The organism is Paenibacillus albicereus (genome assembly GCF_012676905.1).
GTDB lineage: Bacteria > Bacillota > Bacilli > Paenibacillales > Paenibacillaceae > Paenibacillus_O > Paenibacillus_O albicereus.
On the sequence record NZ_CP051428.1, the window covers coordinates 4,212,738 to 4,227,197 of the forward strand.

The 14,460-nt window shown below is 63.8% G+C and carries 9 protein-coding genes and 2 pseudogenes; 1 reads left to right on the forward strand and 10 read right to left on the reverse strand.

Annotated features, from left to right (window positions below; all coding sequences use genetic code 11):
- Nucleotides 1–206 precede the first annotated feature (206 nt).
- From HGI30_RS23480 to HGI30_RS19000, 4 genes and pseudogenes are all read right to left on the reverse strand, one after another.
- Nucleotides 207–3,410, reverse strand: coding sequence for an S-layer homology domain-containing protein (locus HGI30_RS23480; RefSeq protein ID WP_268957809.1), 3,204 nt, complete (start codon nt 3,408–3,410; stop codon nt 207–209).
- Between the two features lie 15 nt (nt 3,411–3,425).
- A pseudogene (locus HGI30_RS23680) lies at nt 3,426–3,851 on the reverse strand (S-layer homology domain-containing protein); the annotation flags it as partial.
- Between the two features lie 221 nt (nt 3,852–4,072).
- A complete protein-coding gene (locus tag HGI30_RS23685) occupies nt 4,073–4,690 on the reverse strand; it encodes a YhgE/Pip family protein (RefSeq protein ID WP_407945045.1) in 618 nt (205 codons plus the stop codon).
- A gap of 156 nt (nt 4,691–4,846) precedes the next feature.
- A pseudogene (locus tag HGI30_RS19000) lies at nt 4,847–6,349 on the reverse strand (YhgE/Pip family protein); the annotation flags it as partial.
- A 245-nt stretch (nt 6,350–6,594) separates the two neighbouring features.
- Between HGI30_RS19000 and HGI30_RS19005 the strand changes: the two are divergent.
- On the forward strand, nt 6,595–7,191 hold the full coding sequence (locus HGI30_RS19005; RefSeq protein ID WP_168908984.1) for a TetR/AcrR family transcriptional regulator: 597 nt from the start codon (nt 6,595–6,597) through the stop codon (nt 7,189–7,191).
- A 110-nt stretch (nt 7,192–7,301) separates the two neighbouring features.
- Here the strand turns inward: HGI30_RS19005 and msrB are convergent, their stop codons facing one another.
- The 6 genes from msrB to HGI30_RS19035 all read right to left on the reverse strand — a co-directional run bounded on the left by msrB (nt 7,302) and on the right by HGI30_RS19035 (nt 14,435).
- The gene (gene msrB, locus HGI30_RS19010) at nt 7,302–8,264 is read right to left on the reverse strand and encodes a peptide-methionine (R)-S-oxide reductase MsrB (RefSeq protein ID WP_168908985.1); all 963 of its coding nucleotides are present in this window, start codon (nt 8,262–8,264) and stop codon (nt 7,302–7,304) included.
- Nucleotides 8,265–8,323: 59 nt separating this feature from the next.
- Complete coding sequence (locus HGI30_RS19015; protein ID WP_168908986.1) at nt 8,324–8,545, reverse strand: hypothetical protein; 222 nt, start codon at nt 8,543–8,545, stop codon at nt 8,324–8,326.
- Nucleotides 8,526–9,692 carry an alpha/beta hydrolase gene (locus HGI30_RS19020; RefSeq protein WP_235680456.1) on the reverse strand — a complete coding sequence of 389 codons (1,167 nt, stop codon included), beginning with the start codon at nt 9,690–9,692 and terminating at the stop codon, nt 8,526–8,528. The genes HGI30_RS19015 and HGI30_RS19020 overlap by 20 nt, the downstream gene beginning before the upstream one ends.
- Nucleotides 9,679–11,127: a nicotinate phosphoribosyltransferase gene (locus HGI30_RS19025; protein WP_168908988.1), complete on the reverse strand. Its 1,449-nt coding sequence runs from the start codon at nt 11,125–11,127 to the stop codon at nt 9,679–9,681. Before HGI30_RS19025 ends, HGI30_RS19020 begins: the two co-directional genes overlap by 14 nt.
- Nucleotides 11,128–11,238: 111 nt before the next feature.
- A complete protein-coding gene (locus HGI30_RS19030; RefSeq protein WP_168908989.1) occupies nt 11,239–11,583 on the reverse strand; it encodes a LapA family protein in 345 nt (114 codons plus the stop codon).
- A 62-nt stretch (nt 11,584–11,645) separates the two neighbouring features.
- Complete coding sequence (locus HGI30_RS19035; RefSeq protein WP_168908990.1) at nt 11,646–14,435, reverse strand: CHASE3 domain-containing protein; 2,790 nt, start codon at nt 14,433–14,435, stop codon at nt 11,646–11,648.
- Nucleotides 14,436–14,460 lie beyond the last annotated feature (25 nt).

The window sequence follows — 14,460 nt, forward strand, 5'->3', positions numbered from 1 at the left end:
ATAAGTGTAGTCTATTCCGACCCATTCGCACAAATACATGGATTTCCAGGCGGAGCAGCCGCTTGCGCGCTCCTGCTCCTCTCCATTCGACGGGGATGCGGGCATCCCTGTCGGAGCGGGAAGGGAGTCCGGCATTTTATTCAAGCCATAAAGGGACATAAGAAAAAAACAGCCGTCCTGGAAAGGACGGCTGGAGGAGGTTCGGTTCATTGCTGCCGAAGGTAGGTTTCCGCCTGCTCGAGCTTGGCGTAGTTGGTCACCTGCTGCCGGTCTGCTTCGCCGAGCAGATCGTACGCGGTGCGGGCGCGGGACACAGCGCGTTCCAGCACCTGCCTTTCTGCATTCAAGCGGATCTGCTCGATCGCATTGCTGACCGCCCTCGGCAAAATGACGGCTTGCGGCATGTAGGAAAAGCGAGTGAAACCGATTGGGCGATAATTCGCATCGTAGAGATAAAGAGTGCGTTGCTGCGCATCTGGAGCAGGATGGTCTCCAGCCGCTCCGCCGATCAAGGAATTTCCGCTTGCCAGAGCGAACTGGCTAACGTCCGCCGCCTGCTGGTAAGAAGGAGCGGAGTCATTCCCATTTGCCAGCGCGACATAGCGGATGGACGAATCAAGCGCCGCGGAGTTGACCCTGAGCTGCGTGTAGCTGAAGAAGCCTTGCGAATTCGCAAAATAATTCAGGATCTGGAGATTGAACTCATCCGATGTTGCGGAAACCGGCTGATCGACGGTCATTTCCGGCAACGCATTGAAATTGTATTTTTTCTCCGTTCGTTCCGACAGGACCCCATTTTCTTCTGTTGCGATCCATATGCTTCCGGCTTTTGAAGAGTCGATCGGAAAGCGGAACCATGTCGTTGCCGGGAAGGCGCCCGGTTCTGTAGACGGAGCAGCTCCATGGACGACATCGTAGGCATTGATGTCTTCTTTCGTGCCATATACATGAAGCGCAACGCCTTCCCTGAGACCCGAAGCGAGGCCGCTGAACGTCGTCAGCTGAATCGACAACTCGCTTCGAACCGAAAGCCAGTAAAACTGCTCGTTCTGGTTGAGCTTGGACTTTACGGTCACCATGATGGTCTGCCCCTGCTGCGGCGGATAGTTGAAGCGGAAGCTTTTTCCTTCTACCCGGACCGGTGCCGCATGCAGCCCTTGCACCGAGACATAGACCTCCGAAATCGATTCGTCGTATCCCAGGCTCAGGACAGCTTCTTTCTTCTCGAAGCCAAGCTTTCCTGTCGCCGAGTAGAAGGTGTTCCAATTGCTGAACGGTTCGCTGAATTCCAAGTCCGACAAGGAAAGCGAGCTCAGCTTGGTCGAGTTCTGCGATTGCTGGCTCAGGCGGTCCAACTCCGCCAGCGCTGCCTGCAGCACGCTGTAGTTGACGACTTTCTTCTGCTCCTCCGCGCTCAAGCGGTTGTAAAGCTCAAGTGCTTCATAAACAGGCTGAATATCTTTCAGCTGCACCGGTACGGGAAGGCGGGAGATCGCATGAATGACTTGAGCCGAGGTCAGATTGACCTTGACGTCCACAGGGAGGAAGTCATAGCCAATCGGCTTCCGGTCCTTGTCGTAGTAGAACACCTTGAACGCGCCTGTAAAATCGGCGCCTTTCGAACCGATGAAATCGCTAAGAACAGGATGCGCCGTTTCCAGCTTGCTCAAGACCGGTGTTCCTAACATCGCTTGTCTGGCTTCCTCTATGGAAACGAACGGAGCATCAAAGTATGGTTGGTAGCTGTCCCACCAGAAAGTTTTCAAGTATACCGCTCCGGAAGGAAGTTCCGAAGAAGGATCGCGCAGCAGTTGGACATTAAAGGTTATGAACGGTCCATAGATGGCTTCCATCTCCGCCGCGGTAAGGCTGCGCGCCTTGAGGCCTCCCGACGTTTTGGCCAGAGGCGAAAAGTCATACTCCACCTTTTGGCGCGGCTGCTCCGGCTCGGCAGGATATTGGATGCTGATCCAGAACTGCCCTTTCTGTCCTTTCAGGACATCCGAGTCCATGCCGACGAAAGGCGTCATGCCGATTTCCCGCCCGTCTTCTGTCTGAGTCACTTCCGAATAGGGCTGTGCATCCGATTCCGAACGATACGTCCTCACGGTAGCGCCTCTGGAAATTTTCTGGACGATTATTTCGCCGTTGATGGTTGTCCTCGTCTTTTCAGCCAGCGTAGGCTCGTAAAGCACGCGGATGGAATATCCGCTCAGAAGCTCCCCATCCGCTTTTTCAAGCGAAACGGAAAGGTTGGTCTTCTCGCGAGCGTTCTGGAGATAGCTGGTCTTGCCCCCGGCGAAAGCTTTCCAATCCGCAATCGTCTCCATGAACTCGTCCCGCACAAGCAGCCTGATCCTCGCGCCGGAAACGTTCGTTGCAGCGGTAAGTTCAATCTCTCCCGTAGCATAATCGACCGGAAGGACAAGGTCGTACTCCATCACTTTTGGATCGAAGCCAGACTTGCCCGACACAAACTGGACGAGGGGATAGTTCCCGATGGATAAGCTTGTCAGGAATTCGCTCGAAGCTGGCGTAGCCGTCGGCGTCGCCTGAGGAGTCGGGACAGGAGTCGCGGTCGGCGACACGGTCGGCGTCGCCGTAGGGCTCGGACTCGGATTGCCCGGCACACCGGGGAATCCAGGGAAGAAGCCGCCGCCCCCGCCGGCTCCAGGCGTAGGGCTCGGCGAGGCGCTAGGCGTCGGCAGCGTCTTGGAGCCCGGCTCCTTTTCAAAGACGCTGTCCTTGGCCGCTTCCGAAAGCTTCGCCTGGGACACCGTGCCCTGGCCGGACACGAATGTCTTGCCCTCCAGCTGCAGCACGTCGATCCGGCTGCCCGCGCCGAGAGCGACGACAGAGCCTGTAGACTGCTGCGACACGGTCACCGTGCCGAGACGGCTCGTCCCTTCGAGGGACAAGCGGACCGGGGACGTTTTTTCGACCGCTACGTGGCCGAGATTGCTGTTGAGGATATGAATGGAACGAACGCCGCCGCCGCGGACGATCGTCTTGCCATCCACCTGGATGCCGGACAGCGTGACGTCTCCTTCGCCGACCGCCTCCGTGACGATCAGGTCGCCGCGCACCCGCAGGTTGCGCAGCGAGACGCCGCCCGCTTCGACGCGGACGTCTCCCTTGACCTCGCTCTGGCCGCTGGCCGGGCCATAGACGCCTGCCTTGGCGTAGGACGCGGCTCCGCTCCGCGCTTCAGCCGCCTTGCCGATGGCCGTAACGGCCTCGGCCCGCGTCAGCCGGCCTGCCGGCTTGAAGCTGCCGTCCGGATAGCCGCCGAGCACGCCTTGCGCGGCGAGCGCCGCGACGAACGGCCGGCTCCACGCGCCGAGCTTCGCCCTGTCGCGGAACGCAGGCTCCGCAGCGGAAGCCTCGATGCCCGAGGCCTTGCCGAGCATGACCGCCGCCTCCTGGCGCGTCACTTGGCCCGCCGGGCGGAACGTGCCGTCCTCATAGCCCGAAGCATAGCCCGCATATACCGCCGTCGAGACCGTGGCATAGTCCCATGCTTGCGGCTTGACGTCCTTGAACGACAGCTGCGCCGTTCCTTGCAGCGCGAAGGCCCGGTTGACGAGCGCCGCGAATTCGCTGCGGCTGATCGGCTGATCCGGACGCAGCTCGCCTTTGCCGTAACCGGACAGCCATCCCGCCGCCGCCCATACAGAGAGCTGCTGCTCCGCCCAATGGCCCTTGATGTCCAGGTAGCCGGAGCTGCCTGCTCCCGATGCCGCCTGCCCGGCTCCTGCCGCTCCGGCCGCGCCGAAGGCCGGCCCTACCGCCAGCAGCAGAGACAGTCCCGCCGCCATGGCGCTTGTTGCGTATGTTGCTTTCCACCCCATAACTATTCCTCCGACAGATCATTTGGATACATACATGCTCGTTATACCATCGAAGATAGAATCTGGCAACGAAAGAATTAGATGGATATATAGCTTGGTCGTCCATCTGTTTTTGAACAGTTGGAATCGCTTACCCATGTACTCCAAGCGGCGCAGCCTTTCTAACAAAAAAGCGTCCGAACCGGCTGAATCATCAGCCGGTTCGGACGCTTTGAATTGGATCAAGCTTGCATCGCGCCATCCCTCGCCAGAGGCGGGGCGTCCGTCGTCCGACGAGCCTTGACCGCGAAGTACAGACCGGTAAAGGCAAGCGCGACAGCGGCGTAAATGCCCAGGTAGCTCAGCTGCTCGTACACGACCGCCGAGTCTCCGCTCGAGATGGCGGCCTTGAGGCCGGCAATGCTGTGCGACATCGGCAGCCACGGATGGACCGCCTGCATCCAGTCGGGCAGCAGCTCCTTCGGGAACGTGCCCGCGCTGGACGTCAGCTGCAGGATCATGATGAGGACGGCCACGTAGCGGCCGACCTGATCGCCCCAGGTGACGAGCGCCTGGATGATGAGGGTGAAGGTCAGGCTCGCGGCGAACACGAACGCGATGAAAAGAGGCACGTCCCCGACGTCGAGCTTCAGCCCGTACAGCAGGATCAGCACCGCCGCCAGCGACTGGCTGACGCTCATCAGCACGTACGTCGCCGTGCGGCTGAGGAAGCGGCCGAGCCGCGTCGCGTCCGGCTGGAACGAATCGCGCGAGGAGATGACGGTCGTGAAGAACAGGCCGCCGACGAACAGCGCGATCGAGATGAAGTACGGCGCGATGCCGAGGCCGTAAGTCTCCACCTTGCGGCTGTCGTCCTCCTTGATGCGGACCGGATCGGCGAACATTGACACCGTATCGTCGCCATCCTTGACGCTCGCGGTCTTGTCGGCCGCCTCGCCGAGCTTGCTCTGCAGCTCGCCCGAGCCGTCGACGAGCTTGAGCGTGCCGTCCTGCAGCTTGACGGCTCCGTCCTCCAGCTGAACCGCGCCGCCGGCGACCGTGCCGACGCCATCGGCCAGCTGGCCGATGCCGCTCTTCAGCTGAGACGCGCCGCTGCTCAGCGTCTTGGCGCCGCCGGCGACCTTGGCGCTGCCGCTCGCGGCCTCGCCCAGCTTGGCGCCGAACTGCCGCAGCCCGCCGCTCAGCTGCGTCGTGCCTGCATGCAGCTGCCGAGCGCCGGCCTGCAACTGCTGCTGGCCCGCGCTCAGCTCGCCGCTGCCCTGCAGAAGCTGCTGCTGCGCCTCCTGCAAGGAGGCCGCGCCGGCCTGCAGCTGCTGCTGGCTGTCCGCCAGCTGGCGGCCGCCCGCGGTGAGCTGCTGCTGCGCCGCGCTCAGCTGGCTGCTGCCCTCGGCCAGCTGCTGGCTCGCCGCGAGCAGCTGCTTGCCCTGCTCGGACTCCGCCAGCTGCGGATTCGCCTGCAGCAATGCCTCGAGGCCGGCGCTCAGCTGCGCGGCGCCGTCCGATACCTTGCCGCCCGCTTCCTCGGCGGCCGCCAGAGAGTCGGCCAGCTTGGCGCTGCCGGCCGCGGATTGCCCGAGGCCGTCCGCCAGCTTGGCGCTGCCTTGCTCCGACTGCTCCAGTCCCTGCTGCAGCTTGGCCGCGCCATCGGCCGACGCCGCTAGCCCTTGCTCCAGCCGAGCGGCTCCCTCGTCGGCAGCGGCGGCTCCATCCGTCAGCTGCCCGCTTGCCTGCTGCAGCTGAGCGAGGCCCGAAGCGAGCGACCCGCTGCCCTGAACCAGCGACGCCGTGCCGTCCTGGAGCTTGAGCGCTCCGCTGGCGAGCGGCGACACGCCATCCTGGAGCTTGCCGGTGCCGTCCGCGAGCTTGGCGAGATTTTCCTGAAGCGTGCGTGCGCCCTCGTCGAGCTTACCGGCTCCGTCCTTGAGCTCGCCGGCTCCGTCCGCGGCCTCCGTGAAGCCCTCCGACACTTCCTTCACCTGCGACAGCATGCTGCGCGCATACGCCTCCGTGATGCTCGCGTTGAGCTCCGCGCGCACGTCCTTCATCGCCGTCGAGCCGATCTGGCCCGCGATGAAGTTGTAGTCGCCGTTCGGCTCGAAGACGATCTCGGCCTGCTGCGGCTTGTCGTCCATGAGCGTGGCGGCCTTGGCGGAAAAGTCCTTCGGAATCTTGACGGCCATATAGTAGTCGTTGGCCTCGATTCCCTTCGCCGCCTGCTCCGGCGTGACGAAGGTCCAGTCGAACTTCGCGTTCGCCTTCAGCTCGTCGACGAACTCCTGGCCGACGTCCATCCGCTCGCCCTCGTACACGGTGCCCTGATCCTCGTTCACGACCGCGACCGGAATTTTCTCCAGCTGGCCGTACGGGTCCCACGACGCCTCGATTAAAAAGCCGCTATATAAAATAGGAACAAACGCGACGGCGATGAAGGAGATGGCGAGCATCGGCTTCTTGAACATCGCTTTCATGTCCTGGCCGATCGTTTTCAAAGCCTTCATGATTCTTCCTTTCCCCTTTCTGACTAAAAATCTAATTTGGTCACTTGGTCAGAATCCTACTTTATCATGCCTCTTTTCAAGATGCAACCCGCTCTTTCCGGCCGCTTGTCCGCTTTTTCCCGCTGAAGCGATTCCATTTCTGAAACCTGGATGCGCGGTTTACCGTATAAAATCCTTATGCTACGATCAGAATGACCAGAAGAACCATTATCGTTCTGCAGTCATAAACGGGAGGTCTGCTTGCCATGTCGATCGATCGGAGAGCCGAAATCGTCCAGGCCGCCGCGAGGTCGTTCGCCTTGTTCGGCTACAAGGCGACGACGATGGATCAGGTCGCCAAAATCGCGCGTGTCGGGAAAGGGACGATCTACACCTTTTTTGACAACAAGGAGCAGCTGTTCGAGGAAATCATGAACGCGTTCGTGGAGGAGATCGTGCAGCTGGCGGAAAAGGCGGTCGATCCGGCCAAGCCGTTCGCCGAGAACCTGCACCGCGCCCTGCTCGACGTGCTCAATTACCGCCGGGAGCATGAGCTGTTCACGAGGCTGTCGCTGGAAATGAAGGAGATCGGGACCGCCGCAGCCGGCTTCGGCATCCGCATGATGGAGGAGGCGCTGCTGGAGTTCGTCGCGCGGCATGTCGAGGACGCGGTCGCCAAGGGCGAGCTCAAGCCCTGCGATCCTCAGCTGACCGCCTACGTGCTGGTCAAGCTGTTCATCACGCTCGTCGTGGACTGGCCGGCCGTCTCGGGACGGCCGTTCCAGGAGGAGGACGTCATGCGGCTGTTCGAGCTGTACTTCCTGAACGGCATCTCGGACAAGAGCGGCACCGTTACGGCCTGATCCTCGGCCGCAGCGCTTCCAGTCAACGCCCGCCCTTTCTATTCGGCGCAAAAAAAGCTGCCTCCGCCAATCTCTTGGCGGGGGCAGCTTTTTTGAGCAGATGGCACGGCTTAGCGGAACAGGCTCCGGTATTCGCCGTAGCCCTCGTCCTCCAGCTGCGATGCCGGCACGAACCGGAGCGCGGCGGAGTTGATGCAGTAGCGCAGGCCGCCCTGGTCCTTGGGCCCATCGTCGAACACATGGCCCAAGTGGGAATCGGCGCTTGCGCTCCGCACCTCGGTGCGGACCATGAAATGGCTCGTGTCCGTCTTCTCCTTGACGCTCGGCTTGGCCAGCGGCTTCGTGAAGCTCGGCCAGCCGCAGCCGGAATCGTACTTGTCGAGCGAGCTGAACAGCGGCTCGCCGGAGACGATGTCGACGTAGATGCCTTCTTCCTTATGGTCCCAGAACTCGTTGCGGAACGGCGGCTCCGTGCCGTTGTTCTGCGTCACCTCGTATTGCAGCGGCGACAGCCGGGCGCGCAGCTCGTCCTCGTTCTTGTCCATTTTCCAGTGGCTCTCGATGAACTGGTCGCGGCCGGAGCCCTTGCGGTACATCTTGTAGCGGAACGGATGCGTCTTGTGGTAATCCTGGTGGTAGTCCTCCGCCTCGTAGAAAGGAGCCGCCGGCTCGATCGTCACGACGATCGGCTTGTCGAAGCGGCCGCTCTCCTGCAGCGCGCGCTTGGATTCCTCCGCCAGCTTGCGCTGCTCCTCCGTATGGTAGAAGATGACGGGACGGTACGAATCGCCGCGGTCGGCGAACTGTCCCAGCGCGTCGGTCGGATCGACCTGCTGCCAGTACGTGTCGAGCAGCTTGCTGTACGGGAACACATCCGCGTCATACGTGATCTGCACGGCTTCCGTATGGCCGGTATTGCCTTCGCATACCTGGTCGTACGTCGGATTCTCCACATGCCCGGCCGTGTAGCCGGAGACGACGCGGATGATGCCCGGCAGCTCCTCGAACGGCGAGATCATGCACCAGAAGCAGCCGCCGGCGAATGTCGCCAGCTGTTCGTTGTTGTTTGCCATATTGCCATCCCTCCTCAGACTTCTATTATAGCGGACGCCCCGATCCGAAGTCCAAGACACTACTCCCGCAGCGCGTCCTTGAGCCGCGAATGCATCATGTCGGGCGCTCCGCCCAGCCTGCGCCTTAGCCGTTGCGCTTCTGCGGCGAGCTTCGCCGCCTCGGCGGTCAGCCGTTCCCGCTCCGCTTCCGATGCAGCCAGCCTGCTCTCGAGCTCATCGCAGCGAGCGCGCAGCTGCCGCAGCTCCTGCTCCGAACCGCCTTCAGCCGAATGGTCGTTCATGCTCGTTCGTCCCCTCTCCCTGCTCCTCCGCCGCTCCGCACCCGCCGCCGCCTTGCTCCGTCGAAGCGGCCGTCCCGGCAAGGCTGCCGCCATGCGCAGGAACATACAGCCTTTCTTTCAAAAAGCCCGCCGCGAGCCGCAGCGAATGCTCCGCTTCCGGCAGCCAGCCCGGCATCATCGCCGTAAAATCGTGGATCATGCCCGCATAGCAGCGCGATTCGGCAATTCCGCCCGCCGCGCGCAGCCGCTCGGCGTACAGCCTGCCCTGGTCCCGCAGCGGATCAAGCTCCGCCGTGACGACGAGCGCCGGCGGCAGCCCGCCCAGATCGGGCGCCAGCAGCGGCGATACATGCGGCAGCATCCGCAGCTCCTCCGGCGCATAGCCGTCGGCGAACTGCCGCAGCAGCCGCAGCGTCAGCATATACTGCCGGCCGTTCTGCCGCAGCGACGGCTGGCTCTCCGCCCCCGGCCCGCCTCGTCCGGTCAGGTCGACCGCCGGATAGAGCAGCGCCTGCCCCCGGATCGGCGGCCCGCCGGCATCGCGGGCGCGCAGCGCCGTCACCGCCGCGATGTTGCCGCCGGCGCTCTCGCCGGCGACGGCGAGCCGCGTCGGATCGCCGCCGAGCGAGCCGGCCGCGCGCGATGCCCACAGCAGAGCTTCGTAGGCATCGTCCGCCCCCTTCGGGAACGCATGCTCCGGCGCCAGCCGATAGCCGACCGACAGCACGAGGCAGCCGCTCAGCTGCGCCCAAGCCCGATTGTAGCGATGACGCAGCCGATGGCCGCCGAGCGCAAAGCCTCCTCCATGATAATACAGAATGACCGGCAGCGGCTCCCCATGGCCGTCCTCGGAGGCTTTGCGCCGCGGTCTGTACCAGCGCGCCGGCACGAGTCGGCCGTCCCGGACCTGCAGGTCGATGTCTCCCCACTCGACCCGGCCGGGCAGGCGCAGGCAGGCGGCGACATCCATCGCCCGCATGAATGCGGCCATCCGCCCGCGCATGCCGGCCAGCGGACGGCCGGTCATCCAAGCTCCGGCGTGCAAGCCCGCCAGCAGCAGGCGCAGCGGAAGCGCGAGCCGGCCGGCCGTCGGACATTTTCGGCTCAGCCGCTTCCCGGCTGGCCGCCCCCGATTACTTTCCTCCATCTTGGACACGCTCGATCATCTCCGTCTTGAGCTTCCATAGCTCCGGGCTGAACGATACCGGATACGGCTCCGGATGCAGCTTGCGCAGATGCGGCTGCCGGAACAGCGCCAGCTGCTGCTGATGATAGCACCGGATCGATTCCAGATCCGGCAGATCGCGCACGAGCTCCCCTTGCCGCAGCAGCGGCTGCAGCAGCTCCACCGCCTCGTACCGGGTCAGCACCGACTTCACGTACGGGTGGGCCGGGTCGATGCGGCGCAGCGGCTCGCCCGACGGGGCCGCCTCCGCGCTCAGCGCCAGGTAATCGCCAGCGGCGTATCCCGTCGCCGGATCGAGGAGCCGATACGCCGTCTTGGAGCCTGGGTTGGTCACCTTGTCGAGGTTGCCCGACAGCTTGATGACCGGCTCGTAGCCGCCGCCCCGGTCGATCGCGGCCAGCTTGTACACGCCGCCGAGCGAGGGCTGGTCCGCCGCCGTAATCAACTGCGTGCCGACGCCCCAGGTGTCGATCGCCGCGCCTTGCGCCTTGAGGTTCAGGATGATGTTCTCGTCCAGGTCGTTCGAAGCGACGATGCGCACGTCCGGGAAGCCCGCCTCGTCCAGCATGCGCCGCGACTCCTTGGACAGGACGGCGAGGTCGCCGCTGTCCAGCCGGATCCCCTGCAGCTCCTTCCCGCCGGCGCGGAGTCGGCGCGCGACCTCGATCGCGTTCGGCACGCCGCTGCCGAGCGTATCGTAGGTGTCGACCAACAGCGTCACGCCGTCCGGAAGCGCCTCGGCATAGCGCTCGAACGCCTCCAGCTCCGACTCATGCGCCTGCACCCAGGCATGGGCGTGGGTGCCTTTGGCGGGGATGCCGAACCGCCAGCCCGCCCGCAGGTTGCTCGTCGCGTCGAAGCCGGCGATATAGGCCGCGCGCGCTCCCCATATGGCCGCGTCCATCTCCTGGGCGCGGCGGGTTCCGAACTCCAGCAGCGCGTCCGAGCCGGCGACCTGCTTGATTCGGGATGCCTTGGTCGCGATGAGCGTCTGGTAGTTGGCCATGTTGAGGATCGCCGTCTCCACGAGCTGCGCCTCGAAAATCCGTCCCTCGACGCGCACGAGCGGCTCGTTCGGAAAGACGAGCGTGCCCTCCGGCACGGCGTCGATGCTGCCGCTGAACCGGAAGCGCCGCAGCTCCTCGATGAACGCCGGCTCGTACCGCTCCTCCTGCTCCTCCAGGTAAGCCAGCTCCTCCTCGGTGAAGCTCAGGCCGAGCATATAGTCGGCGATCCGCTGGAGCCCCGCGAATACCGCGTAGCCGTTGCCGAACGGCAGCTTTCGGAAGTACATTTCAAAAACGGCTTTGCGGTCATGCGTCCCCATCTTCCAGTGGGCATACATCATGTTGATCTGATATTTATCGGTATGCAGCGCCAGCTTCGCCGTTTCCATCCGCGCGTCCTCCTCTTCATCGGCATCCCGCGGCGCTTGGCCTGCGGGCTCTGCCCTCGCCCAAAAAGACAAAAGCTGCGCCGGGCGGCGCAGCTCATCGATTCCGATCCGTTACTCGGCCGAAGGCCGTACCGCCGGCTCCGCCTCGATCGCGCTTGCCGGCAGCGGGCCATCCGCAAGCGCAGGCGCGGTTTCCAAGCGATCTTGCGTTCGCAGTCCGTCCAGCTCCTTCTGCTGGGCTTTGAGCCGCTTCTGCAGCTTGAACGAGCGGATGATGCCGAACAGGCCTACGCTTGCTCCGCCCAGCAGAGCCGAGCCGAGAATGACGAGGATGAGCGGCAGGCTCGTCTGCGCGAACAGGAAATTCACCTGGACGGAGTCGACGTTGATGACCGCAAAGATGGCAATCAGCAAAGCAAAGACAAGACCCGATAGGAGCAACCCCTGCGTTCTCATGTTCTAACCACCCTATCCGCATTGTGTCCTTAATGACCCTTTTTTACCCAGGCTGCCCGTGATCAAACCTTGCGCCGGGGCAGCCACACCTCCAGCAGCGAGCTGAGCCGCTCTAGCTGGAGCGGTTTGGTGATATAGTCGGTCGCTCCCGCTTGCAGGCACAGCTCCCGGTCCTGCGGCATCGCCTTGGCGGTCAGGGCGATGATCGGCAGCCCTCGATGCGTCTGGCTGGAGCGAATCTCGCGGATCGTGTCATACCCGTCCAGCACCGGCATCATCATGTCCATCAGGATGAGATCGCAGCCGCAGGCGTCCAGCGCGTCGAGGGCTTCCCGGCCGTTGGTCGCCGTCAGCACTTCGATGCCCAGCTGCTCGAGGAAGCTCGTCAAGCTATAGACGTTGCGGATGTCGTCATCGACGACAAGCACGCGCATTCCGCGATACCGGCTGCCGCGCCGGGGCTCCTCGACGGCTGCCGGCTGCAGGCGGAGCCGCCCGCCCGGCAGCTCCGCCAAGGTGCGGCCTGGCGGCGCCGCTTCGTCCAGGTCCGCCGCAGTCTCCGCCAGGCCGGGCGTCCGAAGCGGGGCTTCGGCTTGGACGGCCTCGCCCAGGCTCGGCACATACAGCGTGAACGCGCTGCCCAGACCGGGCTGGCTTTCGACATGAAGGCAGCCCTGCAGCAGTCCCGCCAGCTGGCGGGAGATCGACAAGCCGAGTCCCGTGCCGCCGAACTGCCGGCTCGTCGTGCCGTCCGCTTGTCGGAACGCTTCGAAGATCAGATCAAGCTTGGACGGATCGATGCCGATGCCCGTGTCCCGCACCTCGAACGCCACGACCTGCCGCCCGGCCTGGGACGGCAGATGCCGCAGCACCTCCCGTTCCGAAGCCTGCGAGATCGTCACCGTCACGCCGCCCTGCTGCGTGAACTTGAACGCGTTGGACAGCAGGTTCTTGAGAATCTGCATCAGCCGCTGCTCGTCGCTGACGATCCGATCCGGCACGTTCAGCCGGCGGATGACCGCGTACTCCAGCCCGGTCCGCTCGGCATGCGCGCGGAAGCTCGCTTGCAGCAGCGCCGGGAGCTCGCTCAGATTGAGCGGCTCCAAGCTGATCTCCATCTTGCCGGCTTCGATTTTGGACAGGTCCAGGATATCGTTGATGAGCGCCAGCAGATCCTCGCCCGCCGAATGGATGACCTTGGCGAACTCCTCTTCCTTGGGCGACAGCCCTCCCCCCGCGTTCTCCGCCAGCATCTGAGAGAGGATCAGCATGCTGTTGAGCGGCGTCCGCAGCTCATGGGACATGTTGGCCATGAACTCGTTCTTGTAGCGGGAGCTGCGCTCCAGCTCCGCGGCATACAGCGTCAGCTCCTGCTGGATGCTCTGCAGCTCCTGCGACTTCTCTTCCGACAGGCGCGCTTGTCGGCCAAGCTGCTCATTGGATGCGGCCAGCTCCTCCTGCTGGGTCTGCAGCTCCTCCGCTTGCTGCTGCAGCTCCTCCGTCATCGACTGCGACTCCTGCAGCAGCGTGCGGATCTCCTCGCCCGTATGGACGCGATGCAGCGCGAGCGCCAGCTGCGCGGCAGCCTCCAGCGCCAGATCCTGCTCCAGCGGCGTGAACGGCTCGAACCGCGCCGCCTCAAGCACCGCGAGCGTTCGGCCTTCGAAGATCGCCGGTACGAGCAGCAGCTGCGGCAGGTTCGCCTCGCCGAAGGCCGAGGCGATCTTCACATACGACTCCGGCATGTCATAGTGGCTCATCCGCTGCTCGGCCAAGCAGCGTCCGACGAGTCCTTCTCCATGCTCGATGAAGGGCGGCAGGCCGGCCGGCCCGTCGCCGCTGCCGGTCACGGAGCACGCGAGCTTGAGCCGGCGGCTCGGCTTGAGCGATTCCACCGCGTAAAGCGCCGCGAACGGCGCCCGGAGCGCTTCGGAAGCGAAGCGCAGGAACGCCTCCTGCGTCTCGGCCGCCCCTCCGGTCTGCTGCAGCGCGGAGCCGATCGCGAGCGCCTGCCTCTGCTTCCAGTCGTTGCCTTCGACCTCGTCGAGCAGCCGATTCGTCGCTGCCGCCAGGTCGGCGATCTCATCGCGCGAGCGGATCTCGACCCGCTCGCGGAGCTGCGCCGAGTCCCGATTCCGTGAATCCGCCATGCCGGCGATCGACTCCGTGACGCTGCCGATCGTGCGCACGATCGAGCGCGAGATCAGCCAGCCGAACAGCCCCGACAGAACGATGGAGATGAGGAACAGGGAGAGCAGCGTCGTCCGCAGCAGGCTGTTGCTTCGGTCCAGCATCTCCAGCCGCTGCTTGGCCAGCTTCTGCTCCGCTTGGCGGAACGCATCGAAGCTGCCGCGAAGCTGGTCCATGTTCTGCTTGCCGCGGTCGATGGCGTAAAACTCGCGGATGGCAGCCTCGTCGCCGTTCTGCTTGGCTTCGATGATCGGCATCGTGATCGTAAGCCATTGCTCGATCGAGCCTCTCGCCAGCTCCAGCACCTTCGTCTGGCTTGGATTGTCGCTCACGAGCGCCAGGAGCTCGCTGTAATGGTTCTGCCACTGGGAAAAGCCCGAGCGGTACGGCTCGAGGTAGGACTCCTCCCCGGTGAGGATGAATCCCCGCTGTCCCGTCTCCATGTCGAGCAGGTCCTTCTCGATGGCGTTGGTCAGATTCATGACGGAGATGTCGTGCTCCGTCACGTATTCGGTCTCTTCCTGCACCGACGACAGCTGCAGGAAGACGATCAGGATCGAGACGGCGAGGCAGGCCAGGATGACGGCGTAGCCGGAGATGATTTTGAAGCGGATCGTAACTCGGCCCCGTCGGCTCGGGCGCCCGCTGTGGGATGCTTCCATCGGATCGTCGTGCTCCTATCTGCGC